This window comes from Actinomadura coerulea (assembly GCF_014208105.1).
Lineage (GTDB): Bacteria > Actinomycetota > Actinomycetes > Streptosporangiales > Streptosporangiaceae > Spirillospora > Spirillospora coerulea.
In genome coordinates, this window is the sequence record NZ_JACHMQ010000001.1 from 5,339,399 (window position 1) to 5,359,373 (window position 19,975).

Genomic DNA, 19,975 nt, shown 5'->3' on the forward strand with positions numbered 1-19,975 from the left:
CGCCCCAGGGCCGCGTACCCCGGCGGGAGCAGGCGGGATCGGCTTCAGGGCGGAGCGGGCGGCCGCGGGCCGCGCATAGGGTTTCGGTCATGGGGCGGGCGGGCGCTTTCAGGGCGCGGTGGGACAGGACGGGACGGCCCGCGCGGTGGGCGTCGGCGGCGGTCGCCGTGGCGCTCGCGGGCGGGGCCGCGGCCTGGGGCGCGGCGGCCGGCGGCGAGGCCCCCGTCCGGACGTCCGAACAGCGCGTCGCCGTCGTCGACGGGCCGAAGGACGACCAGCGCGTCACGCTCGACACGACGTTCTACAAGCCGGTCGGACGGGCCAAGGGCCCGGCGGTCCTGCTCGGCCACGGCTTCGGCGGCAGCAAGCGGGACGTCGCGGGCGAGGCGCGCGAGCTCGCCCGCGCCGGCTACGCGGTGCTGGCCTGGTCGGCGCGCGGGTTCGGGCGCTCGACGGGCGAGATCGCCCTCAACTCGCCCGACTACGAGGTGAAGGACGTCCGGCAGCTGATCGACTGGCTGGCGCGCCGGCCGGAGGTCCGGCTCGACGGCCCCGGCGACCCGCGCGTCGGGATGGCGGGCGAGTCCTACGGCGGCGCGATCGCGCTGATGACCGCCGCCTACGACCGGCGGGTGGACGCCATCGCCCCGCGGATCACCTGGAACAGCCTCCCCGGCGCGCTCTTCCCCGACGCCGCCTCCGGCGCGAAGCCGGTGGACGGCGTCTTCAAGAAGCTCTGGGCGGGGATCTTCTTCACGGGCAGCGCGGACCGGACGGCGTGCGGGCGTTTCCTGCCCTCCGTGTGCGACATGTACCAGGAGGTGGCGGAGAAGGGCCGCGCCACCGAATCGGCGATCGCGATGCTGCACCGGTCGAGCCCCGCGTCCGTCGCCGACCGGATCAGGGTGCCGGCGCTGCTCGTCCAGGGGCAGTCCGACTCGCTGTTCCCGCTCGACCAGGCCGACGCCAACGCGCGGGCGATCGCGCGGAACGGCGCGCCGGTGTCGGTGGTGTGGTTCCAGGGCGGGCACGACGGCGGCGACCCGGAGACGGCACGGGTCGAAGGGCTCGTGCGCGACTTCTTCGACGCCCGGCTCATGCGGTCGTCCGCGGCTTCGCCGGACGGCTTCACGGTGACGCGGGCGGGCGGTCTCGACTCCTCCACCCAGGCGGTCGTCGTGGACGAGGCGTCGACGCGGCGCTATCCGGGGCTTTCGGGTGATGCGTCGAGCCTGCCGCTGGCCGGACGCGAGCAGACGATCTTCAATCCGGCGGGCGGTTCGCCCGCGTCGGTCTCCGCCCTCCCCGGGCTCGGGGCGCTCGGATCCCTGGGCGGGTCGCTGGGAGGCTCCCTGGGCGGGCAGCTGCCGTCGGACATGCCAGGGCAGACCGCCACCTTCGAGACGCGTCCACTGGATCGTCCGCTGTGGCTGACGGGCGCCGCGACCGTACGCCTGAAGGTCACCGGGGACGGTCCGCTGTTCGCGAAGCTCTACGACGTCTCGCCGGGCGGGGCGGCCGCTCCGGCGCGGCGGCTGGCGGCGCCTTTCCGGGTGTCCGGCGGCGAGGTCACGGTGACGCTCCCGGCGATGGACTACCGCTTCGACCGCGGGCACCGGCTCCGCCTGGTCGTCGCCACCACCGACATGGGGTTCGCGACACCCGCCGAACCGTCGTCGTACAAGGTGCAGGTGGTGTCGCCGCTGACCGTCCCGTCCGTCCCGTCGTTGAAGGCCGCGCCGGCGCCTCTGCCCGTCTGGGTGTGGGCTCTGCCCGTCGCTGCGGTCGCTTTGGCGCTCGCCATCCTTCTCCCTGGACGCCGTAAGCGCGGCGCCGAAACCGACAGTGACGTGCCCCTGGAGATAGCGGGGCTGACGAAGGCGTACAAGAACGGGCACCTCGCCGTCTCCGACCTGTCGTTCCGGGTGGAGAAGGGGCAGGTGCTGGGGCTCCTGGGTCCGAACGGTGCGGGGAAGACAACGACACTGCGCATGCTGATGGGTCTGATCCACCCAGACTCAGGCTCGATCCGCATCTTCGGGCACCGCGTGTACCCGGGCGCACCCGTGCTGTCCCGACTGGGTTCCTTCGTAGAGGGGCCCGGGTTCCTGCCACACCTCTCCGGTCGCGACAACCTGGACCTTTACTGGCGCGCCACCGGGCGTCCCTTGGACGAAGCCCACCTGGACGAGGCGTTGCAGATAGCCAACCTGGGTTCGGCGCTGGACCGGGCCGTCCGCACGTACTCGCAGGGGATGCGGCAGCGTCTCGCCATAGCGCAGGCCATGCTCGGCCTACCGGACCTCCTCGTCCTGGACGAGCCCACCAACGGCCTGGACCCGCCCCAGATCCGCGAGATGCGGGAGGTACTCGTCCGGTACGCGGCGGCCGGGCGGACGGTCATCGTCTCCAGCCACCTGCTCGCCGAGGTCGAGCAGACCTGCACCCACGCCGTCGTCATGGCGGGCGGCCGCCGCGTCGCCGCCGGCCCGGTCGCCGAGATCACCGGATCCGGCCGCCGCCTGGAGGACGCGTTCCTGGAGATCATCGGGGAGGGCTCATGACCGCCTACCACGTCCGGCGCACCCTTCCGCTGCGGGTCGAGGCCGTCCGCCAGTTCCGGCGCCGCCGCACGCTGGTCGCCTTCGCGTTCCTGCTCGTGCTGCCGTGGGTGCTGGTCGCCGCGTTCAAGATCGGCGGAGATCCGGGGCCGGACGGCGTCCCCAGCCTGGTCGACGTCGCCACGTCGTCCGCGCTGAACTTCGCCCTCTTCGCCCTGTTCGTCTCCACCGGTTTCCTGCTGGTGGTCGCGGTCGCCCTGTTCTGCGGCGACACGGTGGCGAGCGAGGCGGGCTGGTCGTCCCTGCGCTACCTGCTCGCCGCGCCCGTGCCGCGCGCCCGGCTGCTGCGCCAGAAACTGATCGTCGCCCTCTCCTACGCGGTCGTCGCGGTCGTCAGCCTGCCGCTGATGTCGCTGGTCGCGGGCACGGCCGGGTTCGGCTGGGGCGACGTCGAGCTCCCGACCGGCGGCACCGTCCCGGTCGGCACCGCACTCGGCCGCATGGCGATCATCATCGGCTACTCCCTCGTGGCGCAGCTCGTCGTCGCCGCGCTGGCGTTCCTGCTCTCGGTGACGACCGACTCGCCCCTCGGCGCGGTCGGCGGCGCGGTCGGGCTCGTCATCGTCAGCAACATCCTGGACGCCGTCACCGCGCTCGGGTCCTGGCGCGACTTCCTCCCGACGCACTGGATGTACTCCTGGATGGACGCCCTGCAGCCCGAGATCCAGTGGGCGGGCATGGCCAAGGGCGCCGCCGTCTCCCTCTCCTACGCCGCCGTCCTGTTCGCGCTGGCCTTCCGCCGCTTCCGGTCGCGCGACATCGTCTCCTGATTCCGTCCCCGCTCCGGTTTCCCCCGGACGCGAACCGTCGATCACAACGCCCCGAAAACCGGTCGAACCGGCAGGTCAGGTGGCATAAGCTCGGCGAACCTCGACCGGCCCGGCCGCGTCATACGAGGCAACGGCCCGATCCCCGGGTTTTAAACGCAGCCCGGCGGGGGGAGATGATCACCATGGCACGGCAGCAGCTCGTCAAGCGCCCCAGGCCCCCACGTCAACCGAGCCCATCCGACCTGCGGACCCCTTCGGGCCGCCTCCTGCCGTACTGACCTCACCGGGAGAGCCGCGAAAGGAAGCCCTCCCGCTCGACGACGGCCCGCTCGACGCGGCCGTCGCCCACGACCGCGCCCTGCTCGTCGACGGCCTCGAAGACGAAGGCCAGGCGCCTCCCGTCCACCTCCCGCAACTCCGCCGTCACGGTCACCCGTCCACCGGCGGGCGTGGCGACGCGATGGCGCACCTCGGCTCGCGTCCCGACCGAGGTCTCCCCGTCCCCCAGGCGGGGCCCGACCGCCTTCACCGTGGCGGCCTCGGCGAGCGCGAGCAGCCTGGGCGTCGCCAGCACGGGCACGTCCCCGCTCCCCATGCGGACGGCCGTGTCGGCCTCCGTGACAACGACCTCGACCTCGGCCCGCAACCCCGGCGTCAACTCCATGCGCCCATCCTGCCCGGCCACCCGCCGGGACCGGCGCGGCGAAACGATGTCAGATCCACGAAGTCGTCCCAGACCCGCTCATGATCCGAGTCGGTGAGCCTGGACCAGACGACCGAGCCGTCCGTCACTGCGCCTCCGTCTTCGGACGTCCACCGGTCCGCCCGTCCAGGATGCCGTCCAACTCGGTAAGGACCTCCCGCCAACTCGGCATGCGCGCGTCCGGAGGGGCGGTGGGGTCGAAGAGGACATGGGCGCCCATCGAGCGGAGGGCGTCCAGGCTCCGGGCGAACGCCAGATGGGCGGCCAGTTCCGCCTTGACCTGCGGCACGGCCAGCGTCGGCACGCCCATGCCGAGGTGTTCGCAGAGCATGCCGACGGCGACGGTGTCCGTGATGCCCAGCGCCCATTTGTTGATCGTGTTGAACGTGGCCGGAGCCACCACCACGGCGTCGGCCGGAGGCAGGCCGTTCGACGTCTCGTGCGGCTCGCGGAAGTCGGTCCGCACCGGACCGCCGGTCAGCGCCGCGAGCCGGTCCATGTCCAGGAACTTGGCCCCCATGGGGGTCGCGATCACCCGGACATGCCAGCCCGCGCCCTGGGCCAGCAGCACGAAAGCCTCCAGATCGGACGCCGCACCGGCCCCGCACACGATCGCGTAGAGCACCTTCCCCGAGCTCATCTTCATGCGGCCCGCGCGATGCCGGCCAGGGGGCCCAGACCTCGACTGCGGACGGCCCCGTGCGGGCCCCTGTGGAAGTACGGCCGGCGGGACGCGTACCTCGTTCCAGTCCCTGGAAGGGGGCCTCCGGTAGAAGTGACCGAGCGTGGCATCGTCCTGCCCTCCTTACGCACGTACTCCGCCGACCAGTGACGAGCATGGCATCCAGCCTCAGCCCGACCGCAACCGGCAGGCTCCCGAGCGACCGGCCCGGAGGCTGCTCACGAGCGAAGGAACGCCCGGCACGTGAGCGAGTCCGACGACAAACTCGACCTGGACGCGGTCCCTAGAGCTTGGCGAGAGGTCGGACACGAACTGGGCCCCCGCGCCTTCGGTGCAGGGGCGGGGACCTCAGAGCGTGAGGACGCGGCCTCGATCGGGAAGAACTCAAATAAGCGAAATCATCCGTTGTACCAGGCGGCCGAGTCGCAGTACTTGAGACCGCTCGTGGTCGAGTAGCCGCTCAGGCAGATCTTGAATGCGATGGTCTTGTATTCGGGGAGATTGTGATAATTGGCGTTAGTCGTGGAGCAGTTTCCCTTGCCGCCGGCGATCAGGTTGTAGTACGGGGACCCGTTGAGGTAGACCACCCCGAAGGCACCCTTGCCGTCGGCCTCGATGTCGCACACCTGGACGTAGTCGCCGTTGGGCTGGAACTTGATGACCGCGCCGGGGTCGCCGTCGTCGGTGTGCATCGTGTACTTCCACGTGACAGCCGATGCCTCAGGCGCCGTGGTGAGCAGCGTGCCGCAGACGACCGCCGCGCCCGCGACCGCCGCCGACAGGATCCGCCTCGATGCCTTGCCGATCTTCAACCGGCCACCTCTCTCTTCGTGTTCCGGAGCGGGCAGCCGTGCATACCGACTGCCGGGGATGACCGTCCGCCCCTCGGCTGCCACGGCAACCGTTCCGATGGAACATCGGCACAGACTCCAGCAGAACGACCAGGCGATCAGGTTCTTGCTCCGAAAAGACGGCGCTCGTCGTCTAAACGCACGTCCAACGAACCGGGGTCGGGACACCGCCTGCCGCTCGGGGCACCCATCCATGGGCGGGAGGCGCGTCCCGCGCGCGGTAACGGTCCAGGTCTCACCGACCGAAGCGGACTCTATTCCGCCGGAGCGATCGCCTGAGATCCACATCCCCCGTACGGAGGCCGCACGGTCACTGTCGGCGCTCTATGAAAGGGACGCCGGCGAGGGAACTGGGCAGCCCGGTCGACCAGATCGAGCGCGTTCCCGGCACTCGGGCCAGGTCGCGGATCCAGACGGCGGTGCCGGGGCGTCCTTCGCCGCTCTCGGCGGTCCAGCTGCCGCCGCTGTAGTGCAGGTAGCTCTCGTCGTCGTCGACCGTGCTCACCGAGACCCAGGCGCCTTGGTCGCCGTCGTCGGCGAGCGTGGGGAAGTGGTAGGCGAACGGGGACGCGGGGACCGTCGTGGACGTCCAGCTCTCCCCGTCCCAGTGCATGAGTTCGGGTGTCGCGTAGGCAGTGCTGGCACGGTAGGCCCAGACGCTCGTGGCCGAGACCGGCGCGATCCTCGCGATGTAGGTCTGCCCCTTGGACGGGTACCGGACGGTGCTCCATCTGGTGCCGTTCCAATGCAGCATGGCCTCGGTCGGCCCAGCGTCCGGAATGTCGCAGGTGCAGGCGATCCAGATGTCCTTCGCCGACCGGACGGCGACGGTGGAGGCACTGACCATCGGCACCGGGGTCTGCTGGCGCACCCATCGCCCGTTCTTGAAGCGCAGGGCGACGGCCTTCTTCGCCTGCGAGTCGTACCCGAGCGACCAGGCCGGTCCGCCGGGCGCCGCCGAGACGATCTGCAGATAGGTGGGCAGGGGGGACGGCATGGTGGGCCGGACCCCGGCCGGGTAACCGACCTTGCGCCAAGCGGTGCCGTTCCAATGCAGTGCCGGTGAGCCGTCCTCGTTCAGGTAGATGCCCCAGGCGTTCCGCCGTCCGGCGGCGGCAAGGTCGACGACCTGGCCCGTGCCCGGCGGCAGCACCTGGCGCTGCCACTGCCGACCGTTCCAGGCCAGCATGACGGGTCTCCCACTCGACGTCGCGTCCTCGATCCCGGCCGCCCACGCGGCCCGCGGTCCGGCCGCCGCGATCTCGGTGACCACCCCGAGGCCGTCGAGAGGCGGAGTGGGCGCTCTTTCCCATTCCAGGGGTGCCGCAGCCGCGGTGGACGGCGTGAGCAGCAGGCCGGAGAGGGCGGCGGTCCAGGCGGTGACGCGGAGAACTCGATGTACTGCCATCAATACTCCCGGGGCCCCTAGCGACGATCTTGCCGCCATTTGCTGGCAAGCTCTCGGGATCTACCTATCCCAAGATCGCTTCGCTCAAACAGACGAAACCGTTCACATGAGCTACCGCCCAGGCCAACGAGTGTCAGGGCCGGACGGACGACTCAGGCACAGTGCGAGGGAAGGCCCGCCGGTACTCGCTGGGCGGAATCCCGACGTGCTTGAGGAAGTGGTGGCGGAGGTTGTTGGCCGTGCCCAGGCCGGTCAGCTCACCGATCCGCTCGATGGGGAGGTCCGTCGATTCCAGCAGGCGGCGGGCCTGTCCCAGGCGCTCGTTGAGCAGCCACTGGACCGGGGTCGTCCCGGTGGCGGCCTGGAGCCGGCGGTAGAACGTCCGCGGGCTCATCGCGGCGCGCCGCGCCAGATCCTGGACCGTCAACGGACGGTCCAGATGGGCGCGGGCCCAGTCGAGGACGGGACCGATCCCCTCGTCATCCGTACCGGCCACGGCCATGGGGATGAACTGCGCCTGGCCGCCGGCGCGGTGGGCGGCCACGACCATCCGGCGGGCGAGCTCGTTGGCGACCTGCGCGCCGAGGTCGCGGCGGACCAGGTGCAGGCACAGGTCGAGACCGGCGGTCAGCCCCGCGCTGGTCAGCACGTCCCCGTCGTCCACGTACAGAACCGAGGCGTCGACCTGGACCTTCGGGTAGCGCTCGGCCAACTGGGCCGCGTGCATCCAGTGGGCCGTGGCGCGGCGGCCGTCGAGCAGTCCCGCCTCGGCGAGCGCGAACGCGCCGGTGCACAGGGAGACCATGCGGGCGCCCGCGTCGTACGCGTCGCGCAGGGCCGCGGTCAACGCCGGACTGAGCGGCGCGCCGTCCTCGACGCAGGCGTCGGGCACCGAGGGGACGATGACCGTGTCGGCGCCGGCGAGATCGTCCAGGCCGTACCGGGTCCGCAGCGCGAGCCCGGTGCCGGCCGCCGCCCCGTCCCGGTCCGGCGCTCCGGTTCCGCACAGCCGCAGTTCGTACCAGGGATCGGCCAGATCGGACTGCGGCTTGCCGAAGACGGTGCACGGGATGCTCAGCTCGTAGAGGTCCCAGGAGGGGACGTCGATGTCCTCGGTCACGACCACAGCGACAGAACCGGCGCCCATGCGCCGAATGCTATGGCAGGAATTTGGTGACGGCCGTCATTACTGTCACTGGTCCGGCTCCAGGCCCCCTGCGAGCGTGATCCGCACACGTTCGGACACTCAAGGAGCCGTGAGATGGATGCAGACAAGCAGGCCGTGACCGTCATCGGGCTGGGTTCGATGGGCTCGGCGCTCGCCACCGCGCTGCTGGACCGCGGTCACCCGACCACAGTGTGGAACCGTTCGCCGCAGAAGGCCGCCCCCTTGGTGGAACAGGGCGCACGCCTTGCCGCGACACCCGGTGAGGCGGTCGCGGCGAGCCCGCTCGTCATCGCCTGCGTACTCGACTACGACGCGCTGTACGGCGTCCTCGACCAGGACACGAGCGCGCTGGCGGGCAAGACGCTGGTCAATCTCACCTCCGGCGCGCCGGAGCAGGCGCACGAGGCGGCCGGATGGGCCCGGGAGCACGGCGCCGACTACCTCGACGGCGCCATCATGACCACCCCGCCCGGTGTCGGCGGCGCCGAGGTGATGTTCCTGTACAGCGGCCCTCAGGCCGTCTTCCAGGCACACCGTCCGACGCTGGCGGCCCTCGGCGACCCCGTCCACCTTGGGGAGAACACGGGGCTGGCCTCTCTTTACGACGCCGCCCTGCTCGGCCTGATGTGGTCCACGATGACCGGCTGGCTGCACGGCACCGCGCTGGTCGGCGCGGACGGCGTCGCGGCCACCGACTTCACCTCCGTCGCACTGCGCTGGCTGAAGACCGTGTCGGTCTTCCTGACCACGTACGCGCCGCAGGTGGACGCCGGCCGCTACCCGGGCGACGACGCCACCGTCGACGTGCAGATCGCGGCCATCGGCCATCTCCTTCACGCCGCCGAGTCCCGAGGCGTCGACAACGCCCTGCCCGAACTGCTGAAGACCGTCATGGAGAAGACGAAGGCGGCCGGCCACGGCCTCGACAGCTACGCCAGCGTGATCGAGGTCCTGAAGGCGCGAAAGGAGCAGGGCCAGTGACCACGGCACCGACCGCACTCACCGGTCCGGCGCCGACGCCCTGGCCGGGCCTGGTGCGCGCGACCGCCGACGAGTGCCTTGACCTCCTGTCCGGCGTGGCCGACTCAGATTGGACGCGCCCGGCCCACGACCTGGACTGGACGTGCCGCGAAACTCTCGATCACCTCGCCCTCGGGCTGATCGGCTACGCCGGCCTGCTCATCGCCCGGCCCAGCGACCGCTACATCGCCCTCTTCGCCTCACTCGACGCCGGCGCCCCCATCCCCACCTGCCTGGAAGGGATCGGTATCGCCACCTCCCTCCTCACCTCCGCCATCCGGGACACGCCCGCCGATGCGCGCGCCTGGCATCCCTGGGGCCATTCCGACCGCACCGGATTCGCCGCCATGGGAATCACGGAGCTGGCCTGCCACACCTACGACATCGCCCACGCCCTCGGCGTTCGCTGGACACCGCCCGAGGAGGCCAGCGCCGCCGTCATCGACCGCCTTTTCCCGCACGCGCCAACGACGCATGCCCCCTCCGACACCCTGCTGTGGTGCACCGGCCGCGTCCCGCTACCGGAACTGCCCCGGCAGACAAACTGGAAGTGGAACGGCACCCTCCGCTGACACCCTGATGTAAGCGAGGCGCTCGACACCGACGCCGCTACCGCAGAGCAGCATCGACCAGTTCCGCCATCCGCAGCAGGCGGGCCACATACTCGGCGCCCTCGCCACTCAGTCGCGGAAGGACACCCCGAAGATCGCTCAGCAAGCCGTTCAGGGCCGACCGACGTTCGCTATCAAGGGTCCCTCCCCGCAGGTAGGCCGAGATGCACCCCGCTACACAGGCGTCGAGCGCCGCCACCGACTCACCACTTGGAGCGTCCAGCCACCGCAGAGCGTCCGGAAACGTGAGCTCCAGATGCTCGGCCCAAAGGGCCGAGACCTCGCCACCCACCATCAAGATCACTCAGCCTGGGCGACGCCTACCGGACAGGTGAGGCCTGTGCCGCAGTAGCCGTTCGGGTTCTTGTCGAGGTACCGCAGGTGGTACCCGTCTCTGCGCATGGTCGCCGCCTCAGGCGGCCGGACTCCGCAGTTCGACGACGAGTTCGACACCGAGAGCTCGGGCCAGGCGTTCAGGACCGCCAGTGTCGGGACGGTGCCGCCGGCTTCGAACCGGGCCACGGCCGACTGCGTCATGTCCGCCCCCCTGGCGAGTTCGCTCTGACTCCAGCCACGCTCCTCACGGAGCGCCCGAACACTCCGCCCCAGTTCATAGGCCAAGCGAGCAACGTCGTACGCCTCGGCAGCACCGGGTTCGGACATGCGGCGCTCGCGCAGCGCACTCCAGTCCGCCCGATCACCCATCGGCTCACCTTCCTCAGCCTCCGCCGAGTGCGCCTCGGCCACGCACAGCCGCAGCGCCCTACGAGCGCGCTCCACCTCTCGATCTTCTCGCATGCGCGTCTTGTGGTGGCCTGGAAGGTGGTGAAACACAAGGTCGCCGCCTACGCGGCCGGCCTCTGCGTGATCGAGTACCAGCGGCGCGGCCTGATCCACTTCCACGCCGTCGTCCGTCTGGACGCAAAGACCCGGCTCCACCTGCAGAAGGTGGAGCCGGGCGTCATTCAATCAAAAGGTTATCGGCATTTAGTTTAGAAAAAAATCATCTTGCTATCGCAACGTCATCCGGAAGATGTTCCGCAAAAAGCGGAACTTCTTGCCCAGGCGACCTGTTCCGTGGCAGTTGTAGCAGACCTCACCCATGACGATGCCGGTTCCTTCACAGGTCCCGCATTCGGGATGATCGTCCGTCACGGCGACCACTTCCTTTCTTTTGTTTGTGCCTTGCACCTTTGACCGTCCGATGGCCACCGCGTCTGGCAAGGCACGGCGTCCATCGGTCCTGGGCCGGCGAGTACGTTCGGGGCGAAGAGCGGGCGCGGGGCCGGGTGCGGGGTTTGGCCCGTATCGCACCGCACAACCTGAGGCGGGCCCCGTGCAAAGGCTCGCCGCATGAGGTGCAGGGCAGTGGATTCCAGGCCGGGCGACGCTTGAGACGGAATTGCCGACACGGCGCCGGCCCTGTCAGCGCGAAAGGAAAGCCGCGGCCCTCGCCCCGTTGCGGCAGATCATCAGAATGCCCCGCCTCTCTGCCATGGGGGCAAGGCAGAAAGGCGGGGCGGCGGACGACAGCAGCGGTCTTACTCCCCGGTCCAAGACCACGCGTCACCGCCAGGAATGAGGGATGACCCCTGGGCCCGCCCCATAGAGTCGTCCCTCTTGTGGCCTTCCGGGTGCGCCTGATCAGCGCTGAGATCCGGGAGCGAACTTGTGGACAGGCCACGGCCAAGCCGCCGGGTTACGGAGCGCTTTCCGCAACTCGTCACGGGTGGCCGCTTCCAGCAACCGCATCCCGTCCGGTGTAGGGACCAACGCCCACCACGCTCCGGTAGCCCGTCCGTACCAGGTGACCGCTTCGGCCGACGCGTGCCTACCCATCGGCTTGCGCGGCGAGCCGGCCCTTCACTGCCACCACCGCGTCAGGAATGTGCGCGTCGTCTGCCGGAGCTATTGCGCCACCACCAGCGAAGACGAACCATAACTCACCCCCACAGATCGCCCGCCGATCACAACGCACTACGACGGGCGACCCGCACGCGGCCGGAACCGCCAGCAGCGGCAGAGACTCCGCGATCTCCACCGCGTACCCGTGCGCCTTGAGCGCCTTCGCCAGCGCCCACACCCGCAGACGCCGCGCCTCCGTCACCTCCGAAGCCTCCGTTGCCATGAAAGCCGACCCTTTCGTCGAGGCACAGGACGGGGGTTGACCGTTGGTACCTGCCGCCTCTTCCATGGCTAGAGCCTGTCTTTTCGGGCTGTCTCCTCAGAGGCGCCTACCAGGGGGCCGGAGAGGGGCCAGACTGAGGAGTGAGGGAGGGGCCAGCGTGATCAACGAAAAGCGGCAACGGTTCGGTCTTTATCTCGCGGGGTTGCGGCGAGACGCGCGCAAGAGCCAGCGGCAGTTAGCGGAGTTGTTGTGCCACATCTCAGGAACGGCGTCCCTGACGCGTCACGAGATCAGCCGATGGGAACGAGGCGAGCGAATCCCCGATGTCTGGATTTCTTCCCTCTCCGAGGCGCTAGACGTACCTCTTCAGACCCTTGAACGGGCCGCCGCCCATGCACGCGGCGAGGACTTCCCGCCCGAAGCGCCCAGCCCAGCGGAAGCACTCTCATATTTCCTGCCCGAAGACGTCGAACTCGGACCGCTGGCGAGCAGCACAGGCCGTCGAGTCGGGACGTCCACTGCGGTCGCGCTCGCCGACCGGGCGCACGGCCTGAGACTCGGGGACGACGTCATCGCCAGCCGTGATCTGCTCGCGCCAGCCTTCAGAGAGCTGGACGGCGCAGTCCAGCTCTACCGGGAGACGACGCATTCCGAGCAGACCGGCCGCTCACTCCTCGGCAGTATCGGCGAGATAGCCCAGATCACCGGGTGGATCGCCAGCGACGCGGGCCAGCACGACCAGGCGGCGCGCGCCTACCGGCTCGGGATCTCGGCGGCCAGGGAGGCCGGAGACCTCGCACTCGTCGGTCACCTCGCGGGGAGTCTGGCCTACCAGCTCACCAACACCGGCCACGAAGAGGACGGGCTGAGTCTGGCCCGCGCCGCATTGGAAGAGGCCGGACCGGACGCACCACCCAAGGCCCGCGCGCTCTACCTCGATCGAGTCGCTTGGGCGAATACCAAGGCGGGCAATGCCCAACCAGCCATGCGCGCCCTTGCCCAAGCCCACGAGGCCATGGACGAGGAGGGCTCGCGCGAGGCCCCGGATTGGGCCTACTGGGTCTCGCCCGAGGAACTCAATGTGATGGACGCCCGCGTCTACACCGAACTTCACAAGCCCCTGCGGGCCGTCCCGCTTCTGCAAGAGGTGCTCAGCCGGTACGACTCGACCCGCACGCGCGAACTTGCCCTCTATCTCTCATGGCTTGCTGTCGCCCTGGTGGACGCCAACGAGCCCGAAGAGGCGGCCAGCACCGCGCGGCGCATGCTCGACCTCTCGGCCCGCTTCCCCAGCGATCGGACTGCGAAGCGCGGGCGAGTCGTGCTGACCAAGCTGGAGCCATACCGGGACGTCCCCGAAGTGCGCGAGGTCCTCGACACCTACGCCGCTTGACCGCAGCGCAGCAGGTCAGACGCTACTCGGCAGGGGCGACGCCTACTGGACAGGACAGGCCAGTTCCGCCAGTGCCGCAGTAGCCGTTTGGGTTCTTCTGGAGGTACTGCTGATGGTCTTGTTCGGCGTAGTAGAAGTCGGGGGCTGTGGTGATTTCCGTGGTGATGGGGCCGTAGCCGGCGTTCGTGAGGGTCTGCTGGTAGGCGGTTCGGGATGTTTCGGCGGCCTGGTGCTGGGCGGCGGTGCGGGTGAAGATCGCTGAGCGGTACTGGGAGCCGATGTCGTTGCCCTGACGCATGCCCTGGGTGGGGTCGTGGGCCTCCCAGAAGACGCGGAGCAGGTCGTCGTAGGTGGTCTTGGCGGGGTCGTAGACGACGCGGACGGTCTCGGTGTGGCCGGTCAGGCCGCTGCAGACCTCTTCGTAGGTGGGGTTCGGGGTGTAGCCGCCCTCGTAGCCGACCGAGGTGGAGATGACGCCGGGAGTCTCCCAGAACCTGCGTTCCGCACCCCAGAAGCAGCCGAGGGCGAATTCGGCGATCTCGGCGCCGTCGGGGTAGGGCGGCGCGAGGGGGGCGTCGAGGACCTCGTGGCGCGGCGGTACCGCGATGGGCTCGTCCCTGCCGGGGAGTGCCTTCTCCGGAGAGACCATCTTGGTCTTCGCAAAGCCGAACATGCGCTCAGGCTACTCGTCCCACTCGTCAGGACTGTCGCTCCTTTTGGTTGATTACATGCTGATATGTTGCCTGCGTGAAGCGGGGTGTGGTGTGCGGGGTCGCGGCGTACGTGCTGTGGGGGCTGTTCCCGCTCTACTGGCCGCTGCTGAAGCCGGCGGGGGCCGGCGAGATCCTCGCGCACCGGATCATGTGGTCGCTGGTCGCGGTGGTCGCGGTGCTGGCCGCGCGGCGGAGCCGGGGGTGGCTGCGGACGCTCGGATGGCGGCGTCTCGTGCTGCTGGCGCTGGCGGCGCTGGTGATCAGCGTCAACTGGGGGACGTACATCTACGCCGTCAACAGCGGGCACACGATCGAGTCCGCGCTGGGGTACTTCATCAATCCGCTGATCACCGTGCTGTTCGGCGTGGTGATCTTCCGGGAGCGGCTGCGGCCGTGGCAGTGGGCGGCGGTCGGGATGGGGACGGCCGCGGTGGTCGCGCTGACCGTCGGCTACGGCCGGCCTCCGTGGATCGCGCTGGTGCTGGCGGCCGCGTTCGCGGTGTACGGCCTGCTGAAGAAGTTCGCCGACATGCCCTCGGCGGAGAGCCTGGCGGTCGAGACGGCCGTGACGTTCCTGCCGGCACTGGGGTTCGTGCTGCTGATCGAGGGACGGGGCGAGGCGGCGTTCGGGCATCACGGGGTGGGGCACGCGGTGCTGCTGGCCGGGGCCGGGATCGTGACGGCCGTGCCGTTGATGCTGTTCAACTCGGCCGCCGTCAGGCTGCCGTTGAGCGTCATCGGCATGTTGCAGTACCTGGCGCCGGTGCTGCAGTTCGCCATCGGGCTGTTCGTGCAGCATGAGGAGATGCCGCCGAGCCGGTGGGCGGGGTTCCTGCTGGTCTGGCTCGCGCTGGTGACGCTCACATGGGACGGGGCGCGCTCCGCGAGGCGGACGTCGGAGCAGGCACGAGTTCGTCTGGAGGGAACGCTACAGAGGCATTAGAGTGCCGGAGGTCACATCCCCCTGGCCCAGGAGCCTACGTTGCGTTTGCTCAGCATCGCCGTTCTCGGGACCACGCTCGTCACTGCGGGCCTGGCCGCGCCGACGACGGGCGAGGCGTTGGCGACGGGGACCGGCGATCAGCACGGCGGGGTGACGTTCACCCCAGGGACGGTGCACCCAGGCGACCGGGTGGAATTGACGGTGCGCGGCTGCCCGGACGCACCGCGGCCGCGGGTCTCGTCGGCGGCCTTTGCCAGACGCGTGACGCTCCACTCCGGTCATGGCGCCGCGACGGTCGGCGAGGCCGCGGATCCGGGTAGTTACAAAGTGGTCGCGCACTGCGGGTCCCATCTGAGGTCCGGCACGCTGGTCGTCTCCGCGATGCGGCCGTGGCCGTCCATTCTTCCGGCCGCGCTCTCAACCGGTTCCAATGGTGGGCAACGCGTCGGCTGACCCATAGCGAAGCGGGCGAGGGCCCGGCTTCGCCGCGCGGGCGGGCGCACTCCGGCCACACATACGTCTGGCGGAAATCCGCTCGATCCGCTACAGATGTTCGAACAATTGTTCGGATTTGGTCTCCGGGGTTCTCTCTTCGAACACCGAGGCGGCACGAGGTGACTTCGCCTGTGCGGACAGTGACACTTCTGAGGTCAAGCCGGTGCCGACTTTCCTGACTTGTCGCCCGTCAGTGATGTGAACAATACGCATTGTGGCAGATTTCACCCTGACCTTAACCTTGATCCAGACAGTTGATCATGTGATACTTCCGGGTAACCGCCCAGATGGCCCCACTGGCCGCAAACTGCACAAGTAACCCTCCTCAGAACATTCGTCCCGATCGCATCAGTAAAGGCGCGCCGGACGTCCCGCCGCCATCCTGAATTCTCCAGCACGGACAACTTCAGATGAGGACACGCAGCATGACCGTCGACGGCGCTGACCTGGCGATCAGAAAGCCCGGAAAAATTCCCTTCCAACACGGCTTTCCCCGGCTGTTGCGGGATCCGCTTAGAGCATTCGAGCAGATCGGCCGAGAGTCGGACGGCGAGATTACGAGGGTGAATCTGGGCCTCACCCGTCCTTACCTCATCACCCGTCCGGAGCACGTCCAGCACGTCCTGCGCGACAACGCGGCCAACTATCCCCGCAGAGGCATGATGTGGAAGCCGCTGACCCGGCTGGTCGGCGAGATCGCGGGCGAGGGGCCCGAATGGGCGCTGAACAGGGGGATCTTCCAGAAGCTGCTGTCGGGACCCAACATCGCCAAGGTCACCGACGAGCTGGCGCGGACGATCGTCGAGGGCGTGGACGACCTGGCCGAACGCACCCCGCCGGGTCAGCCGGTCGACGCGCAGACCGAACTCACCCGCATCGTCCAGCGCGCCGTCATCCGCGCCTTCTTCGGCAACAGGATCCCGCTGTCCGAGGCCGACCACCTGGCCGACGCGATCAGGACGGCGACGCGATCGATGGGCGCCCGGATGCTGCTGCCCTTCGTTCCTCTCTCGGTCCCGCTCCCCGGCGACCGGGCCTTCCAGCGCTCCGTCCAGGCCGTCGACGACGTCATCCTCCCCCTGGTGCGCGAGGCGCGGCGGGGCGAGGTCTTCGACCGGGACATCGTCTCGATGCTGATCGGGACGCACGACGAGCAGGGCCGCAGCCTCGACGACCAGCAGGTCCGCGACGGCGTGGTCGCCATGTTCACGGCCGGGACGGAGACCACGGCCACGGCCCTGGTGTGGCTCTGCGTCGTCCTGAACAGCCAGCCCGAGATCGCCGCCAGGCTCCGCGCGGAGATCGACGGGGTGCTGGGGTCCGACCACCCGACCCGCGCCCACCTGCCGGAACTGCGCTACACCAAGATGGTCATGCAGGAGCTCATGCGGGTGTACTCGATCGGCTGGATCATTCCGCGGACGTCCGTCGCCGACGACGTCATCGACGGTGTGCGGATCAGGGGCGGCAACACCGTCCTCATCAGCCCGTACCTCACCCACCGCCTACCGGACGTGTGGCCGCGGCCGGAGGTCTTCGACCCGGAGCGCTTCTCCCCCGCGCGTTCCAAGTCCCGTCACCGATTCGCGTACATGGCGTTCGGGGCCGGTCCCCACCAATGCGTGGGCACCCTCTTCTTCACCATCGAGGCCCAGCTCATCGCCGCGACGATGCTTCAGCGGTTCCGTCCGGTGGTCCTGGGCGACGGCCCGGTCGAACCCCAGGTGAGGCTGACGCTGATCCCCCGGGAACGCGTCGAGATGGTGCTCGAACCCGTGGGCTCACGGTGACCGCCGGCGCGGCTCCCGCCGTGGAGGACGAGTTCCAGAGGGCACTGGAGTCCGGCCGGACGGCCGCCCTGGCGGCGGACTGCCAGCGCGACCTCCAGGAGTGGGCGGCCTCCTTCCCCGTCCTCTTCTCGGCGCGCCCCTTCGACGCGCGGTTGTTCAGCACGGTCGCCCTGGCCAACGCTTTCGGTGCCCCCTGGGAGTCTCCCGACCGGCTGCGCATCGCGGCCCGCGCGTCGCTGTGGGTCTTCGCGGCCGACTGGGTCGTGGACTACATGGCCCGGACGCGGGCCGACGTCGAGCGCGCCACGCGGGAATGCCTCACCCTCTTGGAGCCCGAAGGAACGAACCTGAACCCCGGGCTGGTGAGCGCGGATGACGAGACGGCCGCCGTCGGGCTCGCGCGCTGCCTGTCCGATCTCCAGGCCGATCTCGCCACCTCGCCCGCGTTCGGTGCCCACAGGGAACTGTGGGGCGGTCAGCTTCGCCGCTACCTCGAAGCGATGGCGCGGGAGTGGGAATGGAAGGCCGCCTTCACCGCGGATCGCAAGGCCCCCGGACTCCCGGACTTCGACGAGTACGTGGCGAACGCCGACAACTTCGGGTCCTCGCTGGTCAACATCGCGCACTGGATCTTCACCGGGGACGAGCGCACGTTCGCGCATCTGGACGACCTGGGGAAGGTGAGCGCGGGGGTGCAGCGCGTCCTGCGCCTGCTCAATGACCTCGCCACCTACGAGCGTGACCTCACCTGGGGTGATCTGAACTCGCTCATGCTGGGCGTGGACCGCCCCGCGGTGATGGAGCGCATCACCGAGATCGTCGGCGAGTGCCGGGAGCAGCTCGTCCCGCTGAAGGAGACCTGCCCGGTCGAGGCCGCCTACCTGGAGCGGCAGATCGCCTACAGCACCGGCTTCTACGGCGTCACCGACTACTGGGGTTCCCTATGAGCGTCGATGACCGCCCGGCCCTCGCCGCGATCCCCGCACGGCACGCCGCGGCCGGCGGCTACACCGCCCGGGCCGGCGAACTGGTCATGAGTCTCTTCCGCGAACCCTGGGGGCAGGTGTCGCCCTCGGTCTACGAGACCGCGCGCCTGGTCTCCCTCGCCCCCTGGCTGACCGGCCACGAAGAACGGCTGGCCTACCTTCTCGACGTCCAGCGGGAGGACGGCGGGTGGGGCGGCCCGGGGGGATACGCGCTCGTCCCGACGCTGAGCGCGGTCGACGCACTCCTGGCGACCCTCCGGCGGGAGCCGGAAGACGCCGGCGACGCGGCCCTCGCGAGATCCGCCGAACGTGGTCTGCGCATGCTGTCATCGCTGCTCCCGAGCCTGGACACGGGAGGCGGCGGAGCGGGCACGGTGGACGTACCGGACACGCCCGCCCTGGACATCATCACCGTCTCGCTGACGTCCTCGATCGCCGAGCATCTGCGCGTTCTGCGCGAGAACCGTCCCGAAGGTCGGGAGTCGTGGCATTCGTGGACGCTGCCCGCCCTCCCCGGCTTCGACCGCGACCGCCTCGACCTCGCGCTGGCCGCGTTGAACGCGGGGGCCGCCCTGCCCGGCAAGCTCTTCCACGCGCTGGAGGTGACCGGCGTCGCCGCCGTCGGCGCGGTGGGGGTCCCGCCCGCCTCGACGGGCACGGTCGGCGCGTCCCCGGCGGCCACCGCGGCGTGGCTGGGCGGGCGGGCCCCAGGTCCCTCTGGCGAGCGCGCGGCGCTGCGTTACCTGGAGACCGCAGTGCGGAAGTTCGGCGGCCCGGTGCCCTGCGGGCTTCCCATCACGGTCTTCGAGCGCTCGTGGGTGGTCGGCGGCCTGCTGCGGGCCGGGCTCTCCCCCGCCATCCCCGCCCGCCTGTCCGCCGAACTCGCGGCGGCCCTCGGTCCGGACGGCACCCCGGCGGCCGCGGGCCTGCCCGCCGACGCGGACACCACCGCGATGACGCTGTACGCGCTCTCCCTCCTGGGCGTCAGGAGGACGCCCGACGCGCTGCTGCGGTACGAGATGGAGACCCATTTCTGCACGTGGCAGGGAGAGAACGGTCATTCGACCAGCGTGAACGCGCACGTCCTCGACGCTTTCGGCCAATATCTCCGGCAAACCGGAGAGCGGACGGACGGCGATCAGGACGCCACTCACAACCGCTTTGTCGAAGTCGTGAGAAAGCTCTCATCGTGGCTGTGCGCCGAGCAACGGGAAGACGGCAGCTGGCACGACCGATGGCACGCATCCCCGTATTACGCGACGGTGTGTTGCGCGCTCGCACTATCCGACTTCGGCGTCGGGAACGCGGGGGCCGCGGTGGGCAGGGCGGTGGCCTGGGTGCTGGCGACGCAACGCCCGGACGGCTCCTGGGGCATATGGGGCGGCACCGCCGAAGAGACCGCCTACGCGCTCCAGATTCTGCTCCTTGCGGGCCCCTCGGCGGACCCCGCGACCGAACGCGCGGTCACGGCCGGCCATCGGTATCTTCTGCGCGCGGCCCGGCAGGACGAGCGTCCCGCACTGTGGCACGATAAGGATCTGTATCTGCCCACCGCGGTGGTGGAGGCGGAAATCCTCGCGGCACTTCACCTCGCGGCGGCACGGCCGGGCGGCAGCGGCCCCTCCCAGCAGGGCCAACAAAGCCCCAAAGTTAACATATAGGACATCAAGGCCCCCTCAGGCCTCCGCCTTGA

The 19,975-nt window shown here is 69.8% G+C and carries 18 protein-coding genes; 11 read left to right on the plus strand and 7 right to left on the minus strand.

Annotated features, from left to right (window positions below; all coding sequences use genetic code 11):
- Positions 1–89 precede the first annotated feature (89 nt).
- Both BKA00_RS24515 and BKA00_RS24520 read left to right on the plus strand, forming a co-directional pair.
- Positions 90–2,564 (plus strand): alpha/beta fold hydrolase, encoded by a 2,475-nt coding sequence (locus tag BKA00_RS24515; RefSeq protein ID WP_185028618.1) that lies wholly within the window; start codon positions 90–92, stop codon positions 2,562–2,564.
- Positions 2,561–3,391: an ABC transporter permease gene (locus BKA00_RS24520; RefSeq protein ID WP_185028620.1), complete on the plus strand. Its 831-nt coding sequence runs from the start codon at positions 2,561–2,563 to the stop codon at positions 3,389–3,391. The genes BKA00_RS24515 and BKA00_RS24520 overlap by 4 nt, the downstream gene beginning before the upstream one ends.
- Before the next feature lie 280 nt (positions 3,392–3,671).
- Here the strand turns inward: BKA00_RS24520 and BKA00_RS24525 are convergent, their stop codons facing one another.
- From BKA00_RS24525 to BKA00_RS24545, 5 genes are all read right to left on the minus strand, one after another.
- Positions 3,672–4,055, minus strand: a complete 384-nt coding sequence (locus BKA00_RS24525) for a thioesterase family protein (RefSeq protein WP_185028622.1) — start codon at positions 4,053–4,055, stop codon at positions 3,672–3,674.
- A 124-nt stretch (positions 4,056–4,179) separates the two neighbouring features.
- Positions 4,180–4,740, minus strand: coding sequence for a flavoprotein (locus BKA00_RS24530; RefSeq protein ID WP_185028624.1), 561 nt, complete (start codon positions 4,738–4,740; stop codon positions 4,180–4,182).
- A 434-nt stretch (positions 4,741–5,174) separates the two neighbouring features.
- Positions 5,175–5,588, minus strand: coding sequence for a hypothetical protein (locus tag BKA00_RS24535; protein WP_185028626.1), 414 nt, complete (start codon positions 5,586–5,588; stop codon positions 5,175–5,177).
- 349 nt (positions 5,589–5,937) lie between these two features.
- Positions 5,938–7,035: a hypothetical protein gene (locus tag BKA00_RS24540; RefSeq protein WP_185028628.1), complete on the minus strand. Its 1,098-nt coding sequence runs from the start codon at positions 7,033–7,035 to the stop codon at positions 5,938–5,940.
- 133 nt (positions 7,036–7,168) lie between these two features.
- Positions 7,169–8,182 carry a GlxA family transcriptional regulator gene (locus tag BKA00_RS24545; RefSeq protein ID WP_185028629.1) on the minus strand — a complete coding sequence of 338 codons (1,014 nt, stop codon included), beginning with the start codon at positions 8,180–8,182 and terminating at the stop codon, positions 7,169–7,171.
- 114 nt (positions 8,183–8,296) lie between these two features.
- Between BKA00_RS24545 and BKA00_RS24550 the strand changes: the two genes are divergently transcribed.
- A complete protein-coding gene (locus BKA00_RS24550) occupies positions 8,297–9,184 on the plus strand; it encodes an NAD(P)-dependent oxidoreductase (RefSeq protein ID WP_185028631.1) in 888 nt (295 codons plus the stop codon).
- A complete protein-coding gene (locus BKA00_RS24555; RefSeq protein ID WP_185028633.1) occupies positions 9,181–9,795 on the plus strand; it encodes a maleylpyruvate isomerase N-terminal domain-containing protein in 615 nt (204 codons plus the stop codon). The genes BKA00_RS24550 and BKA00_RS24555 overlap by 4 nt, the downstream gene beginning before the upstream one ends.
- A gap of 339 nt (positions 9,796–10,134) precedes the next feature.
- Here BKA00_RS24555 and BKA00_RS24565 read toward each other — a convergent pair whose 3' ends face one another.
- On the minus strand, positions 10,135–10,539 hold the full coding sequence (locus BKA00_RS24565) for a helix-turn-helix domain-containing protein (protein ID WP_338072154.1): 405 nt from the start codon (positions 10,537–10,539) through the stop codon (positions 10,135–10,137).
- Between the two features lie 27 nt (positions 10,540–10,566).
- On the opposite strand from BKA00_RS24565, the gene BKA00_RS24570 reads away from it, so the two are divergent.
- Together BKA00_RS24570 and BKA00_RS24575 are read left to right on the plus strand one after the other, a co-directional pair.
- The gene (locus BKA00_RS24570; protein WP_185028635.1) at positions 10,567–10,830 is read left to right on the plus strand and encodes a hypothetical protein; all 264 of its coding nucleotides are present in this window, start codon (positions 10,567–10,569) and stop codon (positions 10,828–10,830) included.
- Positions 10,831–12,119: 1,289 nt separating this feature from the next.
- Positions 12,120–13,355, plus strand: coding sequence for a helix-turn-helix domain-containing protein (locus tag BKA00_RS24575; RefSeq protein WP_230299116.1), 1,236 nt, complete (start codon positions 12,120–12,122; stop codon positions 13,353–13,355).
- A gap of 22 nt (positions 13,356–13,377) precedes the next feature.
- On the opposite strand, the gene msrA is transcribed toward BKA00_RS24575, so the two are convergent.
- Positions 13,378–14,028 carry a peptide-methionine (S)-S-oxide reductase MsrA gene (gene msrA, locus BKA00_RS24580; RefSeq protein ID WP_185028637.1) on the minus strand — a complete coding sequence of 217 codons (651 nt, stop codon included), beginning with the start codon at positions 14,026–14,028 and terminating at the stop codon, positions 13,378–13,380.
- A 74-nt stretch (positions 14,029–14,102) separates the two neighbouring features.
- On the opposite strand from msrA, the gene rarD reads away from it, so the two are divergent.
- The 5 genes from rarD (at position 14,103) to BKA00_RS24605 (ending at position 19,943) form a co-directional block, all read left to right on the plus strand.
- Positions 14,103–15,011, plus strand: coding sequence for an EamA family transporter RarD (rarD, locus tag BKA00_RS24585; protein ID WP_230299115.1), 909 nt, complete (start codon positions 14,103–14,105; stop codon positions 15,009–15,011).
- A 39-nt stretch (positions 15,012–15,050) separates the two neighbouring features.
- Positions 15,051–15,464, plus strand: a complete 414-nt coding sequence (locus BKA00_RS24590; RefSeq protein WP_185028639.1) for a hypothetical protein — start codon at positions 15,051–15,053, stop codon at positions 15,462–15,464.
- Between the two features lie 467 nt (positions 15,465–15,931).
- Positions 15,932–17,296 carry a cytochrome P450 gene (locus tag BKA00_RS24595; protein WP_268248241.1) on the plus strand — a complete coding sequence of 455 codons (1,365 nt, stop codon included), beginning with the start codon at positions 15,932–15,934 and terminating at the stop codon, positions 17,294–17,296.
- The gene (locus BKA00_RS24600) at positions 17,293–18,243 is read left to right on the plus strand and encodes a terpene synthase family protein (RefSeq protein WP_185028643.1); all 951 of its coding nucleotides are present in this window, start codon (positions 17,293–17,295) and stop codon (positions 18,241–18,243) included. Before BKA00_RS24595 ends, BKA00_RS24600 begins: the two co-directional genes overlap by 4 nt.
- On the plus strand, positions 18,240–19,943 hold the full coding sequence (locus tag BKA00_RS24605) for a prenyltransferase/squalene oxidase repeat-containing protein (RefSeq protein ID WP_185028645.1): 1,704 nt from the start codon (positions 18,240–18,242) through the stop codon (positions 19,941–19,943). The genes BKA00_RS24600 and BKA00_RS24605 overlap by 4 nt, the downstream gene beginning before the upstream one ends.
- Positions 19,944–19,975: the final 32 nt, after the last annotated feature.